General features: G+C 70.4%; 23 protein-coding genes and 1 pseudogene. 11 read left to right on the top strand and 13 right to left on the bottom strand.

All coding sequences use genetic code 11. The features are described 5' to 3' along the window. Positions 1-20 precede the first annotated feature (20 nt). On the bottom strand, positions 21-1,913 hold the full coding sequence (locus tag F9278_RS34265; protein ID WP_152171762.1) for an ABC transporter ATP-binding protein: 1,893 nt from the start codon (positions 1,911-1,913) through the stop codon (positions 21-23). Further along, a complete protein-coding gene (locus F9278_RS34270; protein ID WP_152171763.1) occupies positions 1,910-3,733 on the bottom strand; it encodes an ABC transporter ATP-binding protein in 1,824 nt (607 codons plus the stop codon). Before F9278_RS34270 ends, F9278_RS34265 begins: the two co-directional genes overlap by 4 nt. 170 nt (positions 3,734-3,903) lie before the next feature. Here F9278_RS34270 and F9278_RS34275 point away from each other — a divergent pair, with 170 nt between their 5' ends. Together F9278_RS34275 and F9278_RS34280 are read left to right on the top strand one after the other, a co-directional pair. Continuing rightward, entirely contained in the window at positions 3,904-4,557 is a 654-nt protein-coding gene (locus tag F9278_RS34275; RefSeq protein ID WP_404818967.1) for an ATP-binding cassette domain-containing protein, read from the top strand. Positions 4,558-4,638: 81 nt separating this feature from the next. Then, positions 4,639-4,845: pseudogene (locus F9278_RS34280) on the top strand (response regulator transcription factor); the annotation flags it as partial. Between the two features lie 33 nt (positions 4,846-4,878). Here F9278_RS34280 and glgX read toward each other — a convergent pair. Further along, the gene (gene glgX, locus F9278_RS34285; protein WP_152171765.1) at positions 4,879-7,134 is read right to left on the bottom strand and encodes a glycogen debranching protein GlgX; all 2,256 of its coding nucleotides are present in this window, start codon (positions 7,132-7,134) and stop codon (positions 4,879-4,881) included. Positions 7,135-7,283: 149 nt separating this feature from the next. On the opposite strand from glgX, the gene F9278_RS34290 reads away from it, so the two are divergent. The 4 genes from F9278_RS34290 (at position 7,284) to F9278_RS34305 (ending at position 11,628) form a co-directional block, all read left to right on the top strand. Further along, the gene (locus F9278_RS34290) at positions 7,284-8,510 is read left to right on the top strand and encodes a L,D-transpeptidase (RefSeq protein WP_152171766.1); all 1,227 of its coding nucleotides are present in this window, start codon (positions 7,284-7,286) and stop codon (positions 8,508-8,510) included. Between the two features lie 193 nt (positions 8,511-8,703). Next, positions 8,704-9,960, top strand: coding sequence for a L,D-transpeptidase (locus tag F9278_RS34295; RefSeq protein WP_193241756.1), 1,257 nt, complete (start codon positions 8,704-8,706; stop codon positions 9,958-9,960). Positions 9,961-10,047: 87 nt separating this feature from the next. After that, a complete protein-coding gene (locus tag F9278_RS34300) occupies positions 10,048-10,815 on the top strand; it encodes an enoyl-CoA hydratase/isomerase family protein (protein WP_152171768.1) in 768 nt (255 codons plus the stop codon). Positions 10,816-11,124: 309 nt separating this feature from the next. After that, positions 11,125-11,628, top strand: coding sequence for an ATP-binding protein (locus F9278_RS34305; protein ID WP_152171769.1), 504 nt, complete (start codon positions 11,125-11,127; stop codon positions 11,626-11,628). On the opposite strand, the gene F9278_RS34310 is transcribed toward F9278_RS34305, so the two are convergent. From F9278_RS34310 to F9278_RS34330, 5 genes are all read right to left on the bottom strand, one after another. Next, complete coding sequence (locus F9278_RS34310) at positions 11,625-12,068, bottom strand: NUDIX domain-containing protein (RefSeq protein ID WP_226967076.1); 444 nt, start codon at positions 12,066-12,068, stop codon at positions 11,625-11,627. The two genes, F9278_RS34305 and F9278_RS34310, sit on opposite strands and share 4 nt — an antisense overlap. Before the next feature lie 46 nt (positions 12,069-12,114). Further along, complete coding sequence (locus F9278_RS34315; RefSeq protein ID WP_152171771.1) at positions 12,115-12,471, bottom strand: hypothetical protein; 357 nt, start codon at positions 12,469-12,471, stop codon at positions 12,115-12,117. Between the two features lie 41 nt (positions 12,472-12,512). Then, a complete protein-coding gene (locus F9278_RS34320; protein WP_152171772.1) occupies positions 12,513-13,850 on the bottom strand; it encodes a UDP-glucose dehydrogenase family protein in 1,338 nt (445 codons plus the stop codon). Between the two features lie 104 nt (positions 13,851-13,954). Further along, positions 13,955-15,205 (bottom strand): SIR2 family protein, encoded by a 1,251-nt coding sequence (locus tag F9278_RS34325; RefSeq protein WP_226967077.1) that lies wholly within the window; start codon positions 15,203-15,205, stop codon positions 13,955-13,957. Continuing rightward, positions 15,160-15,891, bottom strand: coding sequence for a hypothetical protein (locus F9278_RS34330; RefSeq protein WP_226967078.1), 732 nt, complete (start codon positions 15,889-15,891; stop codon positions 15,160-15,162). The genes F9278_RS34325 and F9278_RS34330 overlap by 46 nt, the downstream gene beginning before the upstream one ends. Before the next feature lie 233 nt (positions 15,892-16,124). Here F9278_RS34330 and F9278_RS34335 point away from each other — a divergent pair, with 233 nt between their 5' ends. The 4 genes from F9278_RS34335 (at position 16,125) to F9278_RS34350 (ending at position 19,983) form a co-directional block, all read left to right on the top strand. Beyond that, positions 16,125-17,318, top strand: a complete 1,194-nt coding sequence (locus F9278_RS34335) for a tetratricopeptide repeat protein (RefSeq protein WP_226967079.1) — start codon at positions 16,125-16,127, stop codon at positions 17,316-17,318. Further along, positions 17,315-17,896, top strand: a complete 582-nt coding sequence (locus F9278_RS34340; RefSeq protein WP_152171773.1) for a GNAT family N-acetyltransferase — start codon at positions 17,315-17,317, stop codon at positions 17,894-17,896. Before F9278_RS34335 ends, F9278_RS34340 begins: the two co-directional genes overlap by 4 nt. 91 nt (positions 17,897-17,987) lie before the next feature. Further along, positions 17,988-19,241 carry a YncE family protein gene (locus F9278_RS34345; protein ID WP_152171774.1) on the top strand — a complete coding sequence of 418 codons (1,254 nt, stop codon included), beginning with the start codon at positions 17,988-17,990 and terminating at the stop codon, positions 19,239-19,241. A gap of 106 nt (positions 19,242-19,347) precedes the next feature. After that, positions 19,348-19,983 (top strand): ADP-ribosyltransferase, encoded by a 636-nt coding sequence (locus F9278_RS34350; RefSeq protein ID WP_152171775.1) that lies wholly within the window; start codon positions 19,348-19,350, stop codon positions 19,981-19,983. A gap of 12 nt (positions 19,984-19,995) precedes the next feature. On the opposite strand, the gene F9278_RS34355 is transcribed toward F9278_RS34350, so the two are convergent. Continuing rightward, on the bottom strand, positions 19,996-20,637 hold the full coding sequence (locus tag F9278_RS34355; protein WP_152171776.1) for a GNAT family N-acetyltransferase: 642 nt from the start codon (positions 20,635-20,637) through the stop codon (positions 19,996-19,998). Between the two features lie 186 nt (positions 20,638-20,823). Here F9278_RS34355 and F9278_RS34360 point away from each other — a divergent pair, with 186 nt between their 5' ends. After that, on the top strand, positions 20,824-21,036 hold the full coding sequence (locus tag F9278_RS34360; protein ID WP_045563253.1) for an EF-hand domain-containing protein: 213 nt from the start codon (positions 20,824-20,826) through the stop codon (positions 21,034-21,036). Positions 21,037-21,279: 243 nt separating this feature from the next. Here F9278_RS34360 and F9278_RS34365 read toward each other — a convergent pair whose 3' ends face one another. From F9278_RS34365 to F9278_RS34380, 4 genes are all read right to left on the bottom strand, one after another. Further along, positions 21,280-22,701 (bottom strand): NADase-type glycan-binding domain-containing protein, encoded by a 1,422-nt coding sequence (locus F9278_RS34365; protein ID WP_152171777.1) that lies wholly within the window; start codon positions 22,699-22,701, stop codon positions 21,280-21,282. Further along, positions 22,698-23,255 (bottom strand): phage tail protein, encoded by a 558-nt coding sequence (locus F9278_RS34370; protein WP_152171778.1) that lies wholly within the window; start codon positions 23,253-23,255, stop codon positions 22,698-22,700. Before F9278_RS34370 ends, F9278_RS34365 begins: the two co-directional genes overlap by 4 nt. A gap of 100 nt (positions 23,256-23,355) precedes the next feature. Beyond that, the gene (locus tag F9278_RS34375) at positions 23,356-25,314 is read right to left on the bottom strand and encodes a putative baseplate assembly protein (RefSeq protein ID WP_152171779.1); all 1,959 of its coding nucleotides are present in this window, start codon (positions 25,312-25,314) and stop codon (positions 23,356-23,358) included. Then, positions 25,314-25,775, bottom strand: a complete 462-nt coding sequence (locus F9278_RS34380; protein WP_152171780.1) for a GPW/gp25 family protein — start codon at positions 25,773-25,775, stop codon at positions 25,314-25,316. Before F9278_RS34380 ends, F9278_RS34375 begins: the two co-directional genes overlap by 1 nt. Positions 25,776-25,819 lie beyond the last annotated feature (44 nt).

The raw sequence follows: 25,819 nt of genomic DNA on the forward strand, positions 1-25,819 counted from the left end.
CCTTACGGGGCGCGGCGCGTCTACGCCAGGCTGTCCCGCCATGCCCGGTGGAGGTCCGCGAAGCGGCCCGTGCCCGCGATCAGGTCCGCCGGGGTGCCGTCCTCCACGACGCGGCCGTGCTCCATCACCAGGACGCGGTCGGCGATGGCGACCGTCGACAGGCGGTGGGCGATCACCACGGCCGTGCGTCCGCGCAGTACGGTCGTCATCGCGCGCTGGACGGCCCGTTCGCCCGGGATGTCCAGGGAACTGGTCGCCTCGTCCAGGATGAGGACGGCCGGGTCGGCGAGCAACGCCCGTGCGAACGCGACGAGTTGGCGCTGACCGGCGGAGATGCGGCCACCGCGCTTGCGTACGTCGGTGTCGTAGCCGTCGGGCAGGGCGGTGATGAAGTCATGGGCGCCGATGGCCTTGGCGGCGCGCTCGATGTCCTCACGGGTCGCGTCGGGGCTGCCGATGGAGATGTTCTCGGCGACCGTTCCGGAGAACAGGAACGACTCCTGGGTCACCATGACCACCCCGCGCCGCAGCTCGGGCACCGCGAGGTCGCGCAGGTCGACGCCGTCGAGGAGGACCCGCCCGGACGAGGGGTCGTAGAAGCGGGCCACCAGCTTGGCGAGGGTCGACTTGCCGGCGCCGGTGGAGCCGACCACCGCCACCGTGCTGCCCGCCGCGAGGGTGAGACCGAAGCGGGGCAGGACCTCGCCACCCGTGCGGTACGCGAACCGTACGTCGTCGAACACGACCTCACGGCCCGGGAGTTCGGAGGCCGCCGCCGGCAGCTCCTTCGGCTCGGCGGGCTCGGGGACCGACGGGACCTGGGCCAGCAGGCCCGCGATCTTCTCCAGCGAGGCCGCCGCCGACTGGTACGAGTTCAGGAACATGCCGAGCCGGTCGATCGGGTCGTACAGCCGCCGCAGATACAGCACCGAGGCCGCCAGCACACCCAACGCGAGCGACTCCGACGCCACCCGGTACGCGCCCCACAGCACGATCGCCGCGACCGTGACATTGGCGACCACCCGGGAGCAGACCACATAGCGGGCCATCTCCAGGATCGCGTCGCCGTTCTTGCGCTCGTGATGCCGGTTCAGGGCGCTGAACTCGGCGTCGTTCGCGGCCTCCCGGCGGAACGCCCGCACCGGACGGATGCCGTTCATCGTCTCCGCGAACTTCACGATCACCGCGGCGATCGCGCTCGACCGGGCCGTGTAGACGCTCGCCGCCCGCCGCCGGTACGACCGCACGAACCCGTACAGCGGCACGAACGACGCCACCGCCGCCGCGCCCAGCCCCAGGTCCAGCCAGAGCAGCATCGCCGAGATGTAGACGAAGGCGAGGATCACCCCGATGAGCTCCTGCAAGCCCTCGTCGAGCAGTTCGCGCAGCGACTCGACGTCCGTGGTGGAGCGGGAGATCAACCGGCCCGAGGTGTACCGCTCGTGGAAGTCGATGCTCAGCGCCTGCGCGTGCCGGAAGATCCGGCCGCGCAGCTCCAGCAGCACATCCTGGTTCACCCGCGCGGACGCCCCGATGAACGCGAACTGCAGCCCGCCGGCCGCCAGCGCGCACACCAGATACCCGACCCCCACCGCGATCAACGGCCCGTGCCGGCCGTCCCGCAGCGCCGGTACGGCACTGTCGATGGCGTACGCCACCAGCAGCGGGCCCGCCTGCACGGCCGCCTGCTGGAGCAGGAGCAGCACGCTCGCCATGATCACGCGGGCCCGCATCGGCGCGAGCAGGGAGCGCAGCAGGGCGAGGGTGGCGCCCGGGGGAGTGGGGAGGTCGTCGTGGTCGAAGGGGTCGACGCCGGGCGCCTTCTCCGAGAGCGTCGCCCGGCCCTGGCCCTTGTCCTTGCCCTCGTCCTCGTCCCTGTCCTTGTTCGGCGCGGCGGTCGTGGGCGCCGTCATCGCTGGTCTCCCTCGGTCCCGGACATCAGATGGGCGTACTCCGTGTTCGTGCGCAGCAGTTCCTGGTGGGTGCCCACCGCCGTGACCCGGCCGCCGGAGAGCAGCGCCACGCGGTCGGCGAGCAGCACGGTCGACGGGCGGTGCGCCACGATCAGCGCGGTCGTCTCCGCCAGCACGCGGCGCAGCGCGGCCTCCACCGCGGCCTCCGTGTGCACGTCCAGCGCGGACAGCGGGTCGTCGAGGACCAGGAAGCGGGGTCTGCCGACCACCGCCCGCGCGAGCGCCAGTCGTTGCCGCTGGCCGCCGGAGAGGCTGAGGCCCTGCTCGCCGACCTGGGTGGCGGTGCCCAGGGGGAGCGCGTGCGCGAACTCGGCCTGGGCGATGGCCAGCGCGCGGTCCAGCTCGGGCGCGCCCGCGTCCGGCGCGGCGCCCATCAGGACGTTCTCGCCGACGGTCGCGGAGAAGAGGGTGGGCTCCTCGAAGGCCACGGCCACCTTCGCGCGCAGTTCCTCGCGGGACATCCCGGTGATGTCCTCGCCGTCCAGCGTGATCCGGCCGGACGTCACCTCGTGCAGGCGGGGGACGAGGGCGGTGAGGGTGGTCTTGCCGGAGCCGGTGGCGCCGACCAGGGCCATCGACTCGCCGGGGCGGATGTGCAGGTCGATGCGGGCGAGGGTGGGAGGCGTGTCGGGGGCGGCGTCGGGGTAGCGGAAGGTGACGTCGTGGAAGCGGAGGCCGCCCTCCGCCGACGCGAGCGCCGGAGCACCGGACCCCTTGGTCCCGCCGGACTCCGGCTTCTCGTCCATCACCTCGAAATACCGTTCCGTCGCCGTCGCCGCCTCCTGGCTCATCGCCAGCAGGAAGCCGATCGAGTCGACCGGCCAGCGCAGCGCGAGCGCGGTGGAGAGGAAGGCGACCAGCGTGCCCGCCGACAGCACCCCGTCCGCGACCCGCACCACACCCACCACCAGCGCCGCCCCGATCGCCAGCTCGGGCAGTGTGATGATGACGCCCCAGATCGCCGACAGCAGCCGGGCCTTGCGCAGCTCCGTCCCCCGCAGCGTCCGCGACAGCTCACGGAAGGCCCGCGCCTGACTGCGGTGCCGCCCGAACCCCTTGATGACGCGGATTCCGAGCACGCTCTCCTCGACGACCGTGGTGAGGTCGCCGACCTGGTCCTGGGCGAGGCGCGCGACCGCCGCGTACTTCCGCTCGAAGAGGACGCAGGTGACGATCACCGGGATCACGGGCCCCAGGATGACCAGCCCGAGCGTCCAGTCCTGGATCAGCATGATGATCACGCCGACCACGATGGTCACCGCGTTGACCAGCAGGAACGTCAGCGGGAACGCGAGGAACATCCGCAGCAGCATCAGATCCGTCGTACCGCGCGAGAGCAGCTGACCGGAGGCCCAGCGGTCGTGGAAGGCTACCGGCAGGCGTTGCAGATGCCGGTAGAGATCGGCGCGCATCGACGCCTCGACCCCGGCGAGGGGCCGCGCCACCAGCCAGCGCCGCAACCCGAACAGCAGCGCCTCGGCGAGCCCGAGCAGCAGCAGATACAGCGCCCCGAGCCATACTCCCGCCGGGTCCCGGTCGGCGACCGGCCCGTCCACCATCCACTTCAGGACGAGCGGGATGACCAGGCCCACGCACGAGGCGACGACCGCCACGAACGCGGCGACGGACAGCCGCGCCCGCACGGGCCGCACATACGGCCACAGCCGCAGCAGCGTACGTACGGCGGACCGCCCTCCGGCCCGGCCGGGCTCCTCGGCGGACTGGTCGGGTTCCTCGGCGGTTGCACGTGTCGTGGGCATCAGCAGCGAGCCTACGGATCGGCACTGACAACGCCCACCGAGTTTTGGCCGGACCGTGCTCGGTCGCGAGTCCTACGACCTGCGCGGGGCGCGGGGGCGTACGGGGAGTTCGGCGAGGTCGTAGCGGAGCATCAACCGATCGGCTGATGCCGGGTCGAGCGTGACGGCCGATGCGGTCACCCGTGTTCCGCCGGGATTCTCGACACATGCCCCACACATCGTCCACACCCGTCATCGAGGTCATGGACCTCCACAAGTCCTACGGCGGCCGGAACGTCGTCGACGGTGTCTCCTTCACCGTCGAGGAGGGCGAGATCTTCGGGATCCTCGGCCCGAACGGCGCCGGCAAGACCACCACCGTCGAATGCGTCGAGGGCCTGCGGGTGCCCGACACCGGCCGGGTCCGGGTCGCCGGACTCGACCCGGTCGCCGAGCACGAGGCCACCCGCCGGGTGCTCGGCGCCCAGCTCCAGGAGAGCGAACTGCAACCCTTCGGCTACGCGGTGGCCCTCGTCCTGGCCGTCCTGGTCGCCCTCGCCCTCGGCGCCGTGATCTCCGCGGTGTCCCGCACCACGAAGATCTCGGCGGCGATCGGCTCCGCCGTGTTCTTCCCGGCGATGTTCTGCGCGGGGGTGTGGATGCCGGTGCAGACCATGCCGGACGTCCTGGCCCGGTCCGTCGGCTACACCCCGTTCGGCGCGGCGGCCCAGGCCCTCAACGAGGCGGCGGCGGGCGACTGGCCCGGCTGGGACCACCTCGGTGTCCTCGCCGCCTGGACGGTGCTGCTCACGTTCGCCGCGTCGCGCTGGTTCCGCTGGGAATAGGCGCGAGGCGATGCGCAGCAGCGAGCCCATGGGGAGCCATCAGCCCGTGCGGGCCGTGCAGACTGGGGAGATGACCGCGGCACCCCCGCCCACGAGCCCCTCTCCGCCCGCGAACGCGAGGTCCTGACCCTCGTCGCCCGAGGCACCGCCAACCGTGAGATCGCCCGCGAACTCTTCATCAGCGAAGCCACGGTCAAGACCCACCTCACCCATCTCTACACCAAACTGGGCGCCAAGGACCGCGCGGCAGCGGTCGCGATCGCGTACGAGCGGGGCATCCTCGGCTAGCGCGTGGTCGGGTGCGGGCCCGGTGGGGAACTGTCAGTCCATCACCCGGAGCAGCAGCACGCACCGTGCCGGTACCGTCACCGAGGCCCCCGCCCGGTGCACCACCCCCGGCCCTTCCCCCTGTTCCTCCCGGGACGTGTCGACGACCACCTCGTAGCGGTCGGCCCATGGGGTGCCCGGGAGGGTGAAGTCGGTGGGGCGGTCGCCGGCGTGGAGGACGGTGAGGAAGCTGTCGTCGAGGATGGGCGTGCCGCGGGCGTCGCGGCCGGGGATGTCCCGCCCCGACAGATACATGCCCAGCGTCGCCGCCGGCGCGTACCAGTCCCGTTCGGTCATCTCCGTGCCGCGTGCCGTGAACCAGGCCAGGTCCCGCAGCCCGTCCGCCGAGTGCGCGCGGCCGGAGAAGAACGCCCGGCGGCGCAGGACCGGGTGGGTGTGGCGGAGCGCGATCAGCCGGGCCGTGAGGTCGAAGAGGCCCTTCCAGCCGGGGTCGTCCAGGAGGCTCCAGTCGACCCAGCTGATCTCGTTGTCCTGGCAGTACGCGTTGTTGTTGCCGCCCTGGGTGCGGCCCAGTTCGTCACCGGCGACCAGCATCGGCACACCCGTCGACAGCAGCAGCGTGGTCAGCAGGTTCCGCAACTGCCGCCGCCGCAGCGCCCGTACGCGCTCGTCGTCCGTCTCGCCCTCGGTGCCGCAGTTCCAGGACCGGTTGTCGTCCGAGCCGTCCCGGTTGCCCTCCCCGTTCGCCTCGTTGTGCTTGCGCTCGTACGACACGAGGTCCCGGAGCGTGAAACCGTCGTGCGCGGTGATGAAGTTGACCGAGGCGTACGGCCGTCGGCCGCCCCACGCGTACAGGTCGCTGGAGCCCGACAGGCGGTAGCCGAGGTCCCGTACGTCCGGCAGCGCGCCCCGCCAGAAGTCCCGGACGGCGCCCCGGTAGCGGTCGTTCCACTCCGTCCACAGGGGCGGGAAGGCGCCCACCTGGTAGCCGCCGGAGCCCACGTCCCACGGCTCGGCGATCAGCTTCACCCGGCGCAGCACCGGGTCCTGGGCGATGACCGCGAGGAACGGGGAGAGCATGTCGACGTCGTGCATCGAGCGGGCCAGCGCCGCCGCCAGGTCGAAGCGGAAGCCGTCCACGCCCATCTCCGTCACCCAGTAGCGGAGGGAGTCCGTGATCAGACGGAGGACGTGGGGCTGGACCACGTGCAGGGTGTTGCCGCAGCCCGTGTAGTCCGCGTACCGGCGGGCGTCGCTCTGCAGGCGGTAGTAGCCCCGGTTGTCGATACCGCGCAGGGAGAGGCTCGGGCCGCGCTCGTCCGCCTCGGCGGTGTGGTTGTAGACCACGTCGAGGACGACCTCGATGCCCGCCGCGTGCAGCGCCCGCACCATCCGCTTGAACTCGCCGACCTGCTGCCCGGCCGTCCCCGACGCCGCGTACGCCGCGTGCGGGGCGAAGTAGCCGATCGAGTTGTAGCCCCAGTAGTTGCGCATGCCCCGGCGCAGCAGATGGTCCTCGTGGGCGAACTGGTGCACCGGCAGCAGCTCCACCGCCGTCACCCCGAGCTTCACCAGGTGCTCGATCGCCGCCGGGTGCGCCAGACCGGCGTACGTGCCCCGCAGCTCCTCCGGGATGCCGGGATGGGTCATGGTGAATCCCCGTACGTGCAGCTCGTAGATGACCGAGTCCGCCCACGGGGTCTTCGGGCGGCGGTCGTCGGCCCAGTCGTCGTCATCGTGGACGACGACGCCCTTCGGGACGTACGGCGCCGAGTCCCGCTCGTCGCGCACGGTGTCCGCGACCTGCTGCTCGGGCCAGTCCCGGACATGCGCGTACACCTCCGGCGGCAGATCGAACTCGCCGTCCACGGCACGCGCGTACGGGTCGAGGAGCAGCTTCGCCGGGTTCCAGCGGGCGCCGGTCCACGGGTCCCAGCGGCCGTGCACCCGATAGCCGTACCGCTGCCCCGGCAGGACATCCGGCACGAAGCCGTGCCAGATCTCATGGGTCAGCTCGGAGAGCCGCAGCCGGGTCTCCTCGCCCGCCTCGGAGAACAGACACAGCTCGACCGCCTCCGCCCCGCCCGCCCACAGCGCGAAGTTGGTGCCCGCGACCCCGTCGGGGCCCACCCGGAACCGCGCGCCCAGCGGTGTGGACGCCCCCGGCCACACGGGCCTGGTCTCCGGCGCGGCCTCGCCCCGACGGCCGCCGTTCAGCACGGTCGCCGGACGCGCGGCCGGCACCCCACGCGTCCCCCGCACTTCCTCCTGCTCGGCTGCGCTCGACACCTCAGGCCTCCCGCGGCTCGGTGGGCGACGGGAAAGGGGAGCCGGCTGTCCCGTCACCGCTCCCCATCGCGTCGTCCTCCCAAGGGTTCTGCCCAGAGCACGCCTCGCACTCACGTTTCCCGGGGGCGTGCGCCGTCGTTGGGCCGCACGTGAACCACGCACAGACGCACGCGCGCCGCGCCGGGGCCGCCCTGGCCGCCGCGCTCACCTGGGCCGGCCTGCTGGCCGGGGCCGTCGGCTGCTCCGCCGGACCGCCGCTGACCAGCGGAAAGGCACCCGACGACACGATCTGGGTCACTCCGGAGGACGGCAGCAAGGGCGTGCGCCCGGAGCAGCGCTTCGAAGTACGGGTGCCCAGCGGGCGCCTGGAGTCCGTCAAGGTGGTGAAGTCGCAGGACGCTCAGGAGTCACCCGTACCGGGCCGGATGTCCGCCGACGGGCTGACCTGGCGCCCCACCGGCGCACCGAAGCTCGCGCTGGCCGCCCGGTACACCGTCGACGCGGTCGCCCTCGACGGCCACGGCCGCCGCTCGGCACGGCACGTCACCTTCACCACGCATGTCCCCGACGAGCGCTTCATCGCGTACGTCACGCCCGAGAACCGGGCCACCGTCGGCACCGGGATGATCGTCTCCCTGGAGTTCAACCGGCCGATCGAGAACCGGGCGGCCGTCGAACGCGCCGTCGAGGTGACCGCCGAGCCGGCCGTCGAGGTCCGCCCGCACTGGTTCGGCGACGAGCGTCTCGACTTCCGCCCGGAGACGTACTGGCGGCCCGGCACCCGGGTCACCGTCGGCCTGCGGCTGCGGGACGTCGAGGGCGCGGCCGGCGTCTACGGTCAGCAGCTCAGGACGTTCTCCTTCACCGTCGGCCGCCACCAGGTCAGCGTCGTCGACGCGGCGAGGCACACCATGCGCGTGGAACGCGCGGGCGGGGTGCTCGCCACCCTCCCCATCACCGCAGGGGCGCCCAAGACCACGACGTACAACGGGAAGATGGTCGTCACCGAGATGCTGGAGGTGACCCGGATGAACGGGGCCACCGTCGGCTTCAGAAAGGCGAACGGCAAGGGCGAGTACGACATCCCGGACGTCCCGCACGCCATGCGCCTCACCACCTCCGGCACCTTCCTGCACGGCAACTACTGGGCCCCGGACGCCTTCGGCCGGGCCAACGTCAGCCATGGCTGCGTCGGCCTGCGCGATGTGAAGGGCGGCGACTCCGGCACCCCCGCGGGCTGGTTCTTCGACCGCAGCCTCGTCGGGGACGTCGTCGAGGTGATCAACAGCGACGACAAGAAGGTCGCTCCCGACAACGGGCTCGGCGGATGGAACATGGGCTGGAAGGAATGGGAAGCGGGTGCCGCGGTGAAGTAGACCGGCAGGGCACCGACAGGGCACCGGCATCGGACCGCCTCACCGTGCGCGCGTGATCATTCAAGTTGGGACTGAACGGTGACATTCACCGAGGCCAAATCATCCCGATCATCTGGTTAATGTACGGGCGTACGCGCATGCTGCGCGTAAGGGGTGCGGGCCTGATCAGGCCGTGCGAGGGGAGAACAGAGAGTTGAACGGGCGACCGATATCGGGGGCGTCGGTTGGCGCGCGGACGCGGCGGCGCAAGGGGGCCCTGGCGATGCTGCCGGTCCTGATGCTGCTCGCCGTCACCGCGTGCGGTGGGGGCGGGGATTCGGACTCCGGCTCCGGCGGCGGCAAGGGGAAGGGCTCCGACAAGGCGGCCTCCGACAAGGCGGCGACCAAGGCCTCGGAGGCGGTGGTCTCCATCGCGCCGAAGAACGGCGCCGACTCCGTGGCCACCAGCGGCGCCCTGAAGGTGACCGCCGCCGAGGGCAAGCTGTCCGAGGTCACCGTCGAGAACGACAAGGGCGAGAAGATCGCCGGTGAGATAGCGAAGGACGGCGCCAGCTGGACGCCGTCCATCCACCTCAACTCGGCCACCGAGTACAAGGTGCACGCCGTCGCGAAGGACTCCGAGGGGCGCGAGGCGGCCGAGGACTCGTCCTTCACCACGCTGACCCCGAAGAACACCTTCGTCGGCATCTTCACCCCCGAGGACGGCTCGAAGGTCGGCGTCGGCATGCCGTTCTCGATCCGCTTCACCCGGGGCATCACCGCCCCCGAGGACGTCGAGAAGGCCATCACCATCAAGACCGAGCCGGCCGTCGACGTCGAGGGCCACTGGTTCGGCAACGACCGTCTCGACTTCCGCCCGGAGAAGTACTGGAAGGCCGGTACGAAGGTCACCGTCGACCTCAACCTCGACGGCGTCGAGGGCCGTGACGGTGTCTACGGCGAGCAGAGCAAGAAGGTCTCCTTCACCATCGGCCGCAGCCAGGTCTCCGTCGTGGACGTCAAGAAGCTCACGATGAAGGTCCAGCGCGACGGCAAGACCATCAAGACCATCCCGGTCACCACCGGTAAGCCCGGCATGGAGACCTGGAACGGCCAGATGGTCATCAGCGAGCGCCTCAACGTCACCCGCATGAACGGCGAGACCGTCGGCTACGGCGGTGAGTACGACATCAAGGACGTGCCGGACGCCATGCGGCTGACCAACTCCGGCACCTTCATCCACGGCAACTACTGGGGCGGCGACGCCTTCGGCAACTACAACGCCAGCCACGGCTGCATCGGCCTGCGCGACACCCGCGGCGGCTGGGACCGCAAGGCGCCCGGTGCCTGGTTCTTCGACAACTCGATGATCGGCGACGTGGTGGTCGTGAAGAACTCCAACGACCGGATCGTGGACCCGGACAACGGGTACAACGGCTGGAACATGGACTGGGACAAGTGGAAGGCGTAGGCGCTCCCGCTTGAGATGCTGATGTACGGACCCGGTGTGATGCACGGCACCGGGGCCGTTGCCGTTAGTCGCCGTTAACCTGCCTTCATGACCGTCCACCTCGAAGTATCCGAAGGCGTAGGCACCATCCGCCTGGACCGCCCCCCGATGAACGCCCTGGACATCGCCACCCAGGACCGCCTCAAGGAACTCGCCGAGGAGGCCGCGGACCGGGCCGACGTCCGCGCGGTCATCCTCTTCGGAGGAGACAAGGTGTTCGCGGCCGGCGCGGACATCAAGGAGATGCAGGACATGGACCACGCGGCGATGATCGCCCGTGCCCGCGCCCTTCAGGACTCCTTCAGCGCCGTCGCCCGTATCCCCAAGCCGGTCGTCGCGGCCGTCACCGGCTATGCGCTGGGCGGCGGTTGCGAGCTGGCGCTGTGCGCGGACTACCGGATCGCCGGGGAGAACGCGAAGCTCGGCCAGCCGGAGATCCTGCTCGGCGTGATCCCGGGCGCGGGCGGCACCCAGCGGCTGTCCCGTCTCGTCGGCCCCTCCAAGGCCAAGGACCTCATCTTCACCGGCCGTATGGTCAAGGCGGACGAGGCCCTCGCACTCGGCCTGGTGGACCGGGTGGTCCCCGCCGACGAGGTGTACTCCGCCGCGCACGAGTGGGCCGCGAGGCTGGCGCGAGGGCCGGCGATCGCGCTCCGCGCCGCCAAGGAGTCCATCGACGCGGGCCTGGAGACCGATCTGGAGACCGGCCTCGCGATCGAGAGGAACTGGTTCTCGGGTCTCTTCGCCACGGAGGACCGCGAACGCGGTATGCGCAGCTTCGTGGAAGAGGGTCCGGGCAAGGCGAAGTTCGTCTGACAGCTTCGCCGCGCGGCTCCCGAAATCCCGCCCACAAGTTCCGCTGATCGACTTGCAGTTGACGCGATGTATTACCCGCGTCCCTCGAAGGAGCGGTTTATCCGTGCCTTAAGGCAGCCTTAAGAGAGCCTTGCCCAAGGCTCTTGACGCTGACCGAAGTTCAGGGTGTTCGCGCAGGTCAGAGCGGCTGCCGCAGATGGCTTGCTGCCACTGGCATATGTCAACCGAAACCCCCGGAATGGTTGGTTCCGGGGGTTGTATTCCTGCGGAACGGCCCCGAAAGGGGCTCGGGGCGGCCATGATGGGGGCATGGCGGGGCTGGAGGGTATCGAACAGCCGCGGCGGCACGGGAGTGCGACCGCGGCGCGTTGGTCACCTGCGATCGAGGACGAACGGGCGCAGAAGGCACTGGAGTTGTTCGGCAACCCGACCGAGGCGGAGGTCCCGCTGCCGTCCCGTCCCGAGTCCGCGGCCACGGCCCGCCGGCTCGCCCAGGTCGTCGTCCTCCGCCAGTGGCGGCTGTCGCCGAAGATGACCGAGGACGCGGTCTTACTCGTCTCCGAACTCGTGGGCAACGCCGTGCGGCACACCGGCGCCCGCGTCTTCGGACTCCGTATGCGCCGCCGCCCGGGCTGGATCCGCGTCGAGGTCCGCGACCCCTCCCGGGGGCTGCCCTGCCTGATCCCGGTCCAGGAGACGGACATCAGCGGCCGGGGCCTGTTCCTGGTCGACAAGCTCTCCGACAGGTGGGGCGTCGATCTCCTGCCGCGAGGCAAGACGACCTGGTTCGAGATGAGGGTCGCGGACCGCTAGGTGTATTGCCCTGTGAGCTGAAGAACGTAGTGCCGGATATGTGGTGGCATCCTTTCCGGCAGGTTCCCGACAGCGGTGAGGCGCAGTTCCTGTCCTTCACCGACAACGAGTTCGCTCTCCACTCCCTCCCATGATCCGAGGAACACATGGGGTGGGGTCCTACCAGGCTCGTAAGCGGCCACCGTGACCTCTTCGATCGTGTCCGGGACGATGCCCGTCTCCTCCTTGATCTCCCGAAGGATCGTGTCCATCGGAGTCTCGCCCGGCTCCGAGCCACCTCCGGGAAGGGACCAGTGCCCTGGCCAACAGATGCCGGGCTTGTCGTCCCGAAGCTGAAGCAGCACCTCGCGGCGGCTGTTCACGATCACCGCAACGCATCCGGGTGTCTTCTTCGGGGCAGCAGCCACAGCGGTGGTTCCTCCGTGCTCACGAAACGACAACACCCCACCGTAATCCGTACCGGCGGGGGTGCTGTTCGTAGCCTCGCTACGACTCCAGGGCGACGTCCGCGTTCTCGCGGGCGGCACGCTCGTACCCGTACGCCAGGTATCGCTCCCAGTGGGCAGACGCATTCGGACAGATCCGGTCCAGTGCGACGAGCCCAGCCATGATCGTGGCGCATACCTCGTCGGACACGTCGGTCGCTGATGCGTTGGTGACACCGTCCGTGCCCCAGCCCCGCGAGCGCCGGTACTTCTCGACGGATTCACCGGCTTCTTCGGAGACCTTCGCCAGGAGCAGCAGAGTCTCCACCTCGGTGTCACCGGCCCGGAGGCGGCGTTCGTCACGGTCGCGCAGTGCACGGATACGCGTGAACAGGTCGGTGTTCTGGGGCTGGGGCATGTGAGTCTCCCTTTGTGTCGTCGGCGGCCCGCCCGGCGTGGTCAGGCCGTGGGGTGCTGTACAGGGCGGCCGAGTTGATGCACGGTCCAGCCGGCGGCCGTCCATACGGAGGTGTTGACGGCCGTACGTACGTCGACCAGGACTCGGCGGCGTACCACTCGGGCGGCTGTCGTGGGGAGGGCGGTGTCCTTGGTGAACTCGGGCCATTCGGTGGCCAGGACGACGATGTCGGCGCCGTCGAGCGCGGTGCGGATGTCCTCGGCGTAGCTGTATTCGGGATGGAGGTGCCGTGCGGCGGCGACCGATTCGGGGTCGTGGATGACGGTGCGGGCGGCCGAGGAGTGAAGGAGGCCGGCCAGGCGCAGGGCGGGGCTGTTGCGGACATCGCTGGTGCCCGCCTTGAAGGATGCGCCGAGGACGGCGATGGTCGCGGTGTCGAGCGGGCCGCCGTACGCCCTCTCGACCAGGTCATGGGCGGCGTCCATCCGAGCGTGGTTGACCTTCTCCACCGCTTTCAGCAGGTCTGCGGCGCCCGTGGCTCCGATCTCCCCGACGCGGTGGGTGAAGGCAGCGACGTCCTTGGGCAGGCAGCCCCCTCCGTAGCCGATGCCGGGCCGCATGCCGCCGTGGCCGATGCGGGGGTCGATGCCGATGCCGTGGGCCACGGTGGCGACATCGGCGCCGGTGATCTCGCAGACCTCCGCCATGGCGTTGATGTAACTGATCTTTGTGGACAGGAACGCGTTTGCCGCGCTCTTGAGGACTTCGGCGGTTGCCGGGTCGGTGACGATCAACTCGGCGTCTCCGCGAGCCAGGATCGGCGCGTACACCTCGCGTACGTTCTCCTCCGCAGCCGAGGAGGTCAGGCCCACGACGATGCGGTCGGGGTACAGGGAGTCCTCGACGGCGTGGCCCTCCCGCAGGAACTCGGGGTTCCAGACGAGGTCGACTCCGTCCGATCCGGCGTGCTCGGTGATGATCTCCTGGAGGCGGGCCACGGTGCCGACGGTGACGGTGCTCTTGCCGACGATGGTGGCGGGCCGCCGCAGTAGTGGTGCGAGGGCACGTACGGCTCCGACGACCTGGCCGACGTCGTAGCCCCGGCCGTCTGCCCGCAGCGGCGTTCCGACCGCGACGAAGTGGAGGTCGGCGAACTCGGCGGCCTCGCTCAGGCTGCTGGTGAACCGCAGGCGCCCTGCGGGGACGTGCCGGTCCAGCAGCTCGTCCAGGCCCTTCTCGTAGAAGTGGCTCCGGCCGCTCTGGAGCTTCTTGACCGTCTCCGGGTTGAGTTCGACCCCGATGACATCGTGACCGAGTTCGGCCAACGCGGCGGCGTGCGGAGCACCGAGGTGCCCGCAGCCGATCACCGAAACGCGCATTGCTGTCCCTTGGTGTGGGTGGTTGTCGTGGGGCGCACAAGGAGTGCGCCCCACGACGCTATCGCCCCTGGAAAAAGGGGAGTTGATCCTTGGCCACGGGCTGTTCAGAGGGTGATGCCGAGGCGGCTGCACAGTCCGGTCAGGGCGGGAACGGCCTCTGCCCGGACGACGATGTCGCCTTCCCGTGCTCCTTCAATGGGGTACTCCTTGAAGGTGCCGTTCTCCATCAGACCCTCGGGGTCCACGTAGAAGATCCGCATGCCCCTCTCCCGCGCTCGGGCCTGTACCTCCCGCCGGTCGGCGTGCAGACCGATGACGAGCAGGGCCTTCGCCTCGTCGAGCAGGGGTACGGGCGGGATCTTCTGGTCGTAACGGCGGACGAAGACCTCCGGCAGTCCGGCGCGTGCCGACAGCGTGTCGAAGTTGTGGGTGATGGCAGGGCCGACCATGAGCCCGGCGTCGCGAAGTGCCTTGAGGGCCCGGTGCGCGGGGGTCGGCTCGGCCAGGAAGCACGCGGCGAACATCCGCGTGAAGTGCTCGGCCTTGGTCAAGGGGGCAAGAAGCATCTCCTGGACGAGTGTGTCGGCCTCTGGACTGAGGGTGAAGGCATGGGACTGGGTGAGCGCGTTGTCGCGCCGGTCGGTGACCCGGTACACCTCATGGAGATGGTGCAGGGGCGGGACACCGGCCTCGATGCTGGTGCCGCAGCCGACTTCCACCTGGAAGGGAAGGAAGTCGAGGATGCCCGTCAGGTCCTCGGCGTACGCAGGGTTGCCCCGTTGTTCCTTGACTCGGATGCCGCCGGCGAGGACGTCCCAGGGGAGTTGGCGCATAGGCCGGGGCGGGGTGAGGTAGCACTCGGAGGCGAACCGTACGTCCAGGGAACGGAAGCCGTCGGGCGTGGGCCGGTCGGCGCGCTCGTCCTGGGGATGGGCGTCGTACTCTGCGGCGACGACGGCCAGGTCGCCACGGTGCCATCCGCCCGCTGCGCTCTCTTTCCACCTGCCCTCGGCGATCCAGCCCTGGAACTGCTTGATGTAGGCGCGGATCTCGTCGGCCGGTGCGGTGTACGACACGTACAGGTACAGCTCTGCCAGGACCAGCCGGGGTACGGGGAACGTGTAGTCGAGGTCGTAGTCGTAGCGGTAGTGCACGATGCGGCGGCGGCCGGTGGAGTCATGGCTCCATCCGGACTGCTCGGCGTTGGCCGGGTCCTGAGTGCGGCGCCATACGCCTTCCTCGACGCTGCGGGGCCGCTCGTGCCCCGTACCGGCGAAGTACTTGTTCCACGTCCGTACCTGCGTGTCGTTCAGCTGCTCGATGACCGGGTGGGGCAAGTACAAGGGCGAGACCATGAGAGTTCTCCTTCACGGATGGTGCTGTGTGGGGTGAGAAGACGTTCCGGGGCCGGCCCAGGCGGAACGTGGCGTGAGCGGTGGGCGTCCTCGTGCGCGACCGTTGGCATCTCCGCTGCCTGCGCCCGTCTGCGCACGGCGAACGTCAGGAACTGGTGGACGGTGTCCGGGTCGGCGAGGGCACCAGGAACTCTTACCGGAACGCACCAGTACGAGCGCTCCGCGTCCGGATCGATCGCCTCGGGCCGTGGCACACCCACGTAGGAGCCCATGCCCAAGAACTCGATGTCCGAGCCGTGGCGCGGTCCGGTGCTTCTCCACTCCGGACGCCGTCTGGCGCTCGACGGCACGAGGACGTAGTACCACCGGGCGTGCCTGTCCATGAACACGGGGTGGTTTTGCAACGCCTCGGAGAGGAAGGCGTCCACATCCCGAGTGATGTTCGTGTCGGCAGCCGCGTACACCAAGGTGGTGGAGATCCGGACGGTGCTGAGGAGGCCACCGCATCCGATGAGCGCCAGCCCTCCATGTGCCCACTGCTCTCGGGCTTTCTCCGGCTCGAACGCCGCGGCCAAGAGCCACGATCGGACGTGGGCTGAGAGGTCGCGATCGTTGCTGGGCTCTGGCTCGGCGGGGGCGAGTACCGCTGGAGGGCTGGTTGGTCCCGCGTCTTCGGTGTGGGGCATCAAGGGACTCCCTGGTCCACGGTGGTGCTCTTTCCGGGTACTCAGACAACCGCCACACCACTGCTGTTGGGGATGCCGTTTGGACTGGGCGTCGCTCGCGAAGCGCCTGCCGTTTTGGCGTTCTCTTTACCCTTGGTCCAGATGCCCCGCTCTAACGTTCAGTCATGTCGGGAACACGGAACGAAGCGCTCGCATCGTGGATGCAGAGGCACGGAGTGCTTGTCAGGGAGCTGATGTCCCTGGTCAATAAGGCGATTGAAGATTTGACCGGCTGTTATGGGAAGGTCAACGAAAGGCACATCTTCAAGCTGCTGAGCGGCGAACACCGCTCTCCCAACGGTCAGTTGCGGACGGCACTTGAGAACATCACGGGTCTGCCAGCTGCGGAGTTAGGCTTTGTTTCTCGGGGGAGGAAGAACGCAGACTCCTGCCCCACACCCGAGGATGACCCCTTGTATCGCCGCACTTTCCTTGCCGCGGCCGCCGCCGCTGGAGCCTCACTGACCGCGCCGTCCGCCGTGCGACGCCGACTCGGCTCTGCCGATGTCGACCGTATGAATGCCAAGCTGGCGGCCGTGGTCAGCATGGACGACAAGTACGGAGGAACGCGGGAACTCCAACAGCACGCGGCGCAGCTCGCCGAAGAGACCGCGCAACTGCAGAACACCCACATGGCGTCGGCGCGCATTCGGTCGGAGTTGTATGGCGTCGCAGCCGCATTCACGGCGAGCGCCATGTGGGCGGCCATCGACGGCCGAAGGCTCACCGAGGCAGAGCCCTATCTCAACCGGGCGGTCACGCTCGCCGGTCTGGCCAAGAACAGGCAGGTACTTTTCCGCGTGTGGGGCCACGCCGGGATCATGTATCGCCACCTCGGTCGACCCGCCGACGCCCTCGCGGCAGCCGAGGCAGCCCGCGCGACGTCCATCACCCGAAGCGACCCGCTGTATGCCTCGCTCGCGACGGCCCGACTCGCCACCTATCACGCCGACATGGGAGACGACCGCAGCGCTCTTCGTGCCATCGGTCTCGCACAAGCAGGCTACGACCGTGCCGATCAGGCGAGACACCGCCCGCCGTGGATGGCCTTCTACGACCAGGCCGAACTGGACAGCCTCGCCACCTTCGCCTACCTGCGGCTTGGCAGGTGGGAGGATGCCGAGCGCCACGCTCACCGGAGCCTCGCGGGCCTGCGGCCCGACCTCGCACGCAACCGCGCACTGACGCACGCGAACCTCGCCTTGGCCCAACTCGGCCAAGGCGACATCGAGCCGGCCGTCGCCACTGCCCAGAACGTCCCCGCCGCGATGACTGTGAACGGCCGTGTGAGCATGCTTTTGACGGACTTCACCACCCGACTTGTGACCGTAGCGCCGCGCAGTGCCGAGACCGCTGCGTGGCTTGAGTACCGGAGGACAGCCACGTGAGCGGCACGATCACCTATCGCAGGACCCGCGATGTCGCCGAAGTACGGCAGCTCATCCTCGATATTCATGTAGAGGTGCGCGGGGAATTCGGGCTGATGGACCGGCCCTTCTACCAGCTCGACCGGTTCGACGAGCGGTTGTCGGCGTATTCTTCCCGCCCTGGTTGGGAGGCCGTCGTCGCCCACCACGGTGAGGAACCGGTCGGGTACGTCTTTGCCGTACCGCTCGGTGAGAACACCGCATGGTGGACAGCGGAACAGGAACCGCTGCCCGACGGGTACGTGAAGGAAGACGGTCGGCGAACCCTCGCACTCAACGAGATCCTCGTACGCCGACGGTGGCGCGGCGCACACGGCCAAGGCACGGCTGGAGCTCTGCACGAGGAGTTGCTGTCGCGACGTCAGGAACAACGCGTCACTCTGCTGGTCAACCCTGCTCTGTCCGAAGGCCGCCTCAAGGCTGTCTACGAGTCCTGGGGGTACAAGCAGGTCGGCTGTCAACAACCGTTCGACGACTCGCCGGAATTCGCCACGATGGTTCGGGATCCTTTGCGTCGGCCGACAGCCTCTCCGAAATGATGTCTTCGGCGGCATCAGCCCATCCGGCGCGGATCTCCGTCAAACGGGCCAATCGCCGAAGATTCCCGTTCCGCTCTCTATAACTGTGCGCGTGACGACGCCCCCCAATCTCAGCCCGCGCGCTCCGAAACAGCGCACCCACACGCAGCACAACCTCGTGCAGCGCACGATCCTCGCCGCCGCCGTCCTCGCCGCCGTGGCCGCGTGCGGCTCCGAGAGCCGGACCGACGAACAGAAGCAGCGGATCCGGGCCGACCGGGCCGCCGCCGAGGCCGAAGCCGCCGAGCGCAAGAAGAAACAGCGGACCGCGATCCGGGGACTGCACGGCATGCCGCCCGTGCTCGACCCCGAGGACGTCTACGCCGCCGACCGCCCGAACCGCCTCTCCCCGGTGGTCAAGGACTTCCCGTCCCGGGTCTACGTCCCCAACAGCGAGTCCGACACCGTCACCGTCATCGACCCCAAGACGTACGAGATCGTCGAGACGATCCCGGTGGGCCGCCAGCCCCAGCACGTCGTGCCCTCCTGGGACCTGAAGACCCTCTGGGTCAACAACAACCGGGGCCACACCCTCACCCCCATCGACCCGAGGACGGGGAAGGCCGGCAAGCCGGTCGAGGTGCACGACCCGTACAACCTGTACTTCACCCCGAACGGCAGGTACGCCGTCGTCATGGCCTCCCTCGACCGCGAACTCGTCTTCCGCGACCCGCACACCATGAAGCGGGTCAAGACCGAGCCGGTCACCTGCTACGGCGTCAACCACGCCGACTTCTCGATCGACGGCAAGTACTTCATCGTGTCGTGCGAGTTCAGCGGTGAGCTGCTGAAGGTCGACACCGAGAAGATGAAGGTGATCGGACAGCGGAAACTGCCGTTCGAGGGGGCCATGCCGCAGGACGTGAAGATCTCCCCGGACGGCAAGCGGTTCTACATCGCCGACATGATGGCCGACGGCATGTGGGTCCTGGACGGCGACACCTTCGAGGAACCGAAGCTGCTGCCCACCGGCAAGGGCACCCACGGCCTGTACGTCGGCCGCGACTCCCGCGAGATGTACGTCTCCAACCGCGGCGAGGGCACGGTGTCGGTCTTCGACTTCACCGAGAACAAGCTGACCAAGAAGTGGCACCTCCCCGACGGCGGCAGCCCCGACATGGGCGGCGTCTCCGCCGACGGCAAGGTCCTGTGGCTCTCCGGCCGCTACGACTCCGAGGTGTACGCCATCGACACCCGCACCGGGGAACAGCTCGCCCGCATCCCCGTCGGCAGCGGCCCCCACGGCCTCGCCGTCTACCCGCAGCCCGGCCGCTACTCCCTCGGCCACACGGGCATCTTCCGATGACCCATCACGCCGGCGGCAACCGGACATGACAACCGCACGGGCTGACACGCCGCCATACGAGTGACGGTCCCCGGCCCGGCGCCGCGCAGCCGAGATCGTGCCGAGCATGATCACTTCTCGTGTGCGGCGCCGGGCCGCCGCCGTCGTCCTGTCCCTCTCCGCCGTCCTCGCGACCTCCGCCGCGACCGCCCCGGCCCAGACCCCCGCCACACCACCGACCAAGGCCGCCGCCACGGCCGTCGCGGGGGCCGCCGCCCCCGCCTGCCCCCAGTTCGAGGACCCGGTCCACGCCGCCGCCGACCGCCGCGTGGACGTCGACCGCATCACCCCCGACCCGGTCTGGCGCACCACCTGCGGCACGCTGTACCGCAGCGACAGCCGGGGCCCGGCCGTCGTCTTCGCACAGGGCTTCCTCCCCAGGGACGTCATCGACGGCCAGTACGACATCGAGAGCTACGTCCTGGTCAACCAGCCCTCGCCGTACGTCTCCACGACCTACGACCACGACCTGTACAAGACCTGGTACAAGTCCGGCTACAACTACTACATCGACGCCCCCGGCGGCGTGGACGTCAACAGGACCATCGGCGACCAGCACAAGTGGGCCGACCAGGTCGAGGTCGCCTTCCCCGGCGGCATCAGGACGGAGTTCGTCATCGGCGTCTGTCCGGTCGACAAGAAGACCAAGACGGAGAAGATGAGCGAGTGCGAGAGCAACCCCCACTACCGGCCCTGGCACTGACGCCGGGCACGCTCATCGCGCCGGTCGGGCGCTGAGCAGTATCTCCGAACCCACCGGCCGGTAGCCCGCCGACTGGAACGCCCGCACGCTGCGGGCGTTCCCCGGCGCGATCTGCGCCCACAGCGGCTCGTCGGCGAGATGCCGCGCGGCGGCCACCAGCGCCCGGCCCAGCCCCCGCTGCCGCAGACCCTCGTCCACCTCGACCGACACCTCCAGCCGCCCGGCGATACCCCGGCCCGTCGTCAGCACACCCCCGTCCGCCGCCCAGACGCGTACGTCGTCGCGCCGGTGCCGCGCGTACGCGACCCGGGGGTGCCCCGGGTCCTCGATCTCCCGCAGCGGCAGCGGGGGTTCGCCCGGCAGGGGCGCGGCGACCAGCATCGCGTCGACGGTCTCGGCCGTACGGCCGGTCCGCTCCATGAAGGCCGCGAGGAACCGCGGGTTCATGCTCGCCGAGAGCGCGTCGCACTCGGCCGCCGCCAGCGTCTCGTGCACCCACTCGGGATCCTCGTCCGTGAAGACGACGGAGTGGGCGGTGAAACACAGGACGCCCGCGTCCCGGGGCGAGTGCTGGGCGACGACGGTCGTACGGCCGTCCGCCGGCGGGAAGACCCCCAGAGCCGCCGCGTCCAGAACATCCCGCAAGCTCTTCATCGCCGCCGTACTCCTTGAGTCGCCACCCACTGGAAGGCCCACACTCGCAGACATGATCGAGAGTCGAGGAGTTCGCGTCGGTGGTCGCCGCACCGCGTGCTCGGGTGGCCGGTTAATCTGACCTGCGTCAGTAGGACTGTCGGCAGGACTGCCCGGACGGGCAGGGCACCAAGAAGGGGCGGATCGGTGGCGGACATCGAGGCAGCGCGCAAGGAGTTCCAGCGGATCGACGCGGACGGGGACGGATTCATCACCGCCGCCGAGTTCAAGACCGCCCTGGCCCAGGAGGGCGACTGGAACGTCACCGAGTCCGTGGCGGAGGTCATCATCCGCACCCGCGACCTCAACGGCGACAAGCTTCTGTCGTTCGACGAGTTCTGGGCGCACCTGAACAAGTGAGCCGCAAGTGAACGGGGCGCCCCACCGCACTGAGCGGTGGGGCGCCGACCACGATCATGCGTGCTGTCCAGGACGGCGAAGCGACTCCGGGCAGAGCTGGGCACGTCAGTGGACGACTAGGCAGTCAGGTGCCTTCGGCTCAATCGAGGAGCCTTGGTCGGGGGCGCGGACGTCGGCCCCGGGAGGCGCACAGGTCGTCGGACCGTGTGCCTGCCTCCCGGGGCCGACGGGTGGTCGCCCGGGTCAGCTGTTGCTGCTGGAGCGGCCGAAGAACTCGATCTCGGCTATCGCCACCTGCTTCTTGTCGTCGGCGCCGTAGGAGGAGCGGATGGTGAAGCGGACGGTCTCGGCGCTGCCGACGCGGAACTTGCGGCTCTGGCCGCCGACGGTCTGGTCGAGGGTGATCATCTTGGTGGACTTGGTGCCGTCGGCGGCGGTGATCGTCGCCTCGATGCGGTGCGGGCGGGCCGACTCCGTGCGCTGGTCCGGCTTCTTCGAGACACCCGGTGTGATGACCACGTCCAGCAGCCGGACGGGCTGCTCGAAGCGGGCCTCGATCCACTCGCCCTCGCCGGACTGGGTGACACCCGGCCCCCACCACGTGTTGTTGTACGTGTCGAAGGCCAGATCCGGCTTGTGGCCGGGGAAGGAGCGGGACGCCTTGTAGGTGTCCGGGTTGACCGACGCGCGCTTGGAGAAGTGGTCGCGGGCCGCCTGGTAGCCGTCGTCCGCCTGGAACGCGAGGGTGACGATCAGGGTGAGGACGACGGCCGCGACCACCCAGTTCAGGATCGCGCCGAAGCCCCGGCGCAGCCGCGGACGGTCGCCCGCCCACGGGGTCTCCGTGTCACGGCCGTTCAGCAGTCGGCGCCACCACGGCAGCCGCCCCGGAGCCTCCGTACGGCCGGCCATCGGCATCGCGCAGCGCGCGCAGAAGTGCCGGTCCGGCCGGGTCGGGGTCCCGCACCACGGGCAGGGCACACCGCCCTCCGTGCCGAACTCCGGTCCGGGGGTACGGACCTGGGGGCGCTGCACGTCGGGGCGGCCCGGCAGCACGGGTGCGACGGCCGGCTCCGCCGGGGCACGCGGCTCGGGGTCGGCGACCGGGACGAGCAGCGACCTGGCCCGGTCGGCGGCGGAGGGGCCCGGGTCGGGGTCGGCGGAGGTCGGGAGGGGGGTGGTCGGGGCCTCGTCGTCGTGCGGGGGGTGGGGCGCGGGGCCCGGGTCGGCGGGGGGCGCCGGGGCCTGCGTCCGGGGCTCGGCCGGGGGAGCCGCCGTCGGCGCGCCGCCCGTGGGGGCCGGTTCGGGGGCGGGGGGCGCGTCCGTCCGTACCGTCGCGGCGGTCTCCGGGGTGCGGACGTCGGTGGCCGCTCCCGTGCCGGCGCCCGGGAGGGCGAAGGTGTCCCAGCCGGGCTCACCGGCGGCCGGCGCGCGTCCGGCGGAGGCACCGGTGGGCGCGGGTGCGGGCGTCGGAGCCGGGTCGGCCGTGCGCGCGGTGTCGGCCGGGGCCTCGCCCGTGGCGCCGCCCGCGGTCGCTCGGGCCGGGGTTCCGGACCAGCCGAGCACCGCGCCGCAGGCGTCGCAGAAGGACTGGCCGGGCTCCCCGCGGGTTCCGCATTCGGCGCAGCTCTGGGCCTGGCCGGTGCCGGGGGTCGGGCTGGTCATCTCTCGGGGATCCTTTCGGCGGCGGTCACCTGGACCGTGTAGGGCATATGGGCGGGGCGGGCGGCGGCCACGAGGCTGTCCAGCCGGTGTTCGTCCGCCGCGGTGGGGTGGGGCAGGCTCAGGGCCACGTGGAGGCGTGGACGGCGTTCGCCGGGGACCGGGCCGAGGGGGCGGGCGTCCCAGGTGGCGGCCCCGCTCTCGGTGATCTCCGGGGTCACGCCGAAGACGAGGCGCACCGCCTCGGACAGGCCGCGGCGGGTGCCGCGTACCCGGTGCAGATACGCGGCGGCGGCGACGGCCGCGCGCAGCCGGGGCTCCGGTTCCGTGCCGTCGGTCTCGGCGCCGACCCAGCCGGCGAGCCACTGGGTGAAGTCGACGGGGGCGAGGGACGGGGTGAAGTAGGAGTCCAGGCAGTCGAGTACGGAGAGGATCGGGGCGAGTATGTCGTCCAGGCCGCCGACGAAGCGTTGGGCGAGGTCGTCGTCGGCGAACACGGCGGGGAGCATGGTGCCGATGGGGGTGGAGGAGCCGAGGCCGTCTATGGAGCCCCTCATGACGCGCCGCCCAGTAGCTCGGGGGGTGCTGTCGTGTGGCGGCTGCGGGTTCGTCGTGGCTGGTCGCGCAGTTCCCCGCGCCCCTTACGGGGCCCGGGCCTCACTGCTTGTCCCCGATCACTCGGACCCGGTGGTCGAAGGAGAAGACCAGGGACGGGGGAGAGAGGTCGATGCGGTTGGTGGGGTCGCCTCGTTTGCCGGTGAGGGGGTCGGCGGGGTGGAGTTGGACGTCGTCGACGAGTTCGACGCCGGGGACGCGCTGGAGGACGGCGAAGACCTCGCCGGACTGGACGGGGCGGCCGAAGGGCCAGCCGCGGCCGTCGGCGCCGCCGGTCAGCGGATCGAGGTGGCGGTAGAGCGCGTCGTGGGCCTGGCGGCGGACCCGGTCGGTGTCGGTGCCCCGGAAGGCGTGCAGGGTCGCGACCACCGTGATGCCCTGGTAGAAGGGCGGGCCGACCGCCAACCGCGTGCCGATCAGACGGCGTTCGTCGAGGTGGCGGGTGATACGGCGCAACAGGGCGTCGCCGGGGACGAGTTGCTCGAAGCGGAGCCTGCCGCCGGGGTCCGGGACGGCCTGGGGGACGACCAGGACCCGTACCGCGTACGCGCCGTGCTCGCCCTCCTCGCCCTCCAGACAGGTGATCCGGGCGGTCTCGGGGGCCGCGCGCCGGGCCAGTTCCTCGTAGTCGCGCAGGGTCACGGCACGCTCCTGGGCGCGCAGGGTGATCGGCGCCCGGACCTTCGCCTCCTCCACGGTCTCCGCGTCGACCCCGCCGCGCGCGGCCTCACGGTTGACGACCTCGGAGACGTACGGCACGGAGGTGCGCAGCACCCGGATCGCGCCCCGGGCGACATTGCCGGCCCGGCCACCGCCGGTGCGGTAGCGCACGGCGCGGATCACGGAGCCCTTGGGCGCGACGGCCCCGTACTCGCGCAGGGTGCCGTCGGGCTCCCGTACCGCCGGGCCGAAGGCGATCTCGCCGGTGGCCGGGTCGAGGGTGATGTGCCGGTCGTAGGAGGTGGACGCGGAGAAGGACGGGACGACGTCCCAGTCGGTCCAGCCGTCGTGCTCGGCGGTCTGCAGGAGGACGGGCGGGGTGTCGCCGACCACCGGGTAGTGGGCGAGGCGCAGCCGCTGGCCGGGCAGGCCGGTGGACTCGCCGAGCGCCTCGTCGTACACGGTCTCGGCGTGCACGACGGTGGTGGTGCCGCCGACGGTGAAGGCCTCGGCGGCGCGCACGGTCGGCGAGGTGGTGTAGAAGGGCTGGTTGGGGAGGGGTTCGGTGACCCGGCAGCGCAGCCAGCCGGCCTCCTGGCCGCCGGTGCGGGACAGGGTGTGCGCGCCGGGCATGTGCAGGATCACCTCGCCCGGACGGTTCAGACCGCCCGTGCCGTCACGGTCGATCTCGCACTCCGTCCAGCCGTCCTCGGTCCACGCCTCCCAGACCAGCGGCGGCTGCCGCGGGTCCACGCCGACGCCGTCGACGACGCTGTCCAGTTCCAGCGCGATCGCGCAGTACGGGACGGCGGCGGTCAGCCCGAACAGCATGCAGTCGCCGGGGCGCGGGGACTCGGCGAAGCACATCAGGTCCTTGCCCTCGGCGAGGTCGGCCGTCCGGTCGGCGCCCGGCTCACCGGGCCGCTGGGTGACCAGATACCGCAACTCGCAAGGGACGACGTTCAGTTCGCGCTCGGTGGCGAAGACGACCGCCTCCTCGCTCTCGGTGCGCACGGTGGCGACCTCGGTGCCCACGGGCAGCGGCACCGGCTCCTCCTGCGGCGCCGACAGCCAGAAGGTCACATCGGTGCGGGCGGCCGAGGGCGGGAACAGGGTGATGCCCACCAGGTCCAGGAACGCCAGATGGTTCTTCTCCGGCACCCGGTTGAGCCGGTAGACGATCTGGTCGGCCATGTGGGCGACCGTCTCCACCAGGGTGACGCCGGGGTCGGAGACGTTGTGGTCGGTCCACTCCGGGGCCCGCTGCTGGATATAGCGCTTGGCGTCGTCGACGAACTGCTGGAAACGGCGGTCGTCGAGGTTCGGGGAGGGCAGGGCCATCAGCGGTCGCTTTCCGGACGGTCGGGAGAATCGGGACGGTCGGAGCCCTCGGGGGCCAGGTCCGGCTCGTCGTGGGACGGGATGACGTAGAACGGGAAGACCAGGCTGCGCGGGTTGTTGGTGCCCCGGATCGAGTACTGCACATCGATGAAGAGGACGCCCTGGTCGGCACCGGCCGTCACCTCGACGTCGGCCACCTCGATCCGGGGCTCCCAGCGGTCGAGGCTCGTGTACACCTCGTGCTGGATACGGCCGGCGGTGGCCTCGTTGACCGGCGCGAACACCAGGTCGTGGATGGCGCAGCCGAACTCGGGGCGCATCGGCCGCTCGCCCGGCGCGGTCGCCAGGATGAGCCGGATGGCCTCCTCGACCTCGCGCTCCCCGCTGACCAGGGCGATGCCCCCGGTGGGCCCGATCCGCAGCGGGAACGCCCAGCCGGATCCGACGAACTGTTCGGCCATCAGAGGGCCACCCTTCCTTTCTGAGTCTCATCCGATTCGAACCT

This window comes from Streptomyces phaeolivaceus (assembly GCF_009184865.1).
Classification (GTDB): Bacteria; Actinomycetota; Actinomycetes; order Streptomycetales; family Streptomycetaceae; genus Streptomyces; species Streptomyces phaeolivaceus.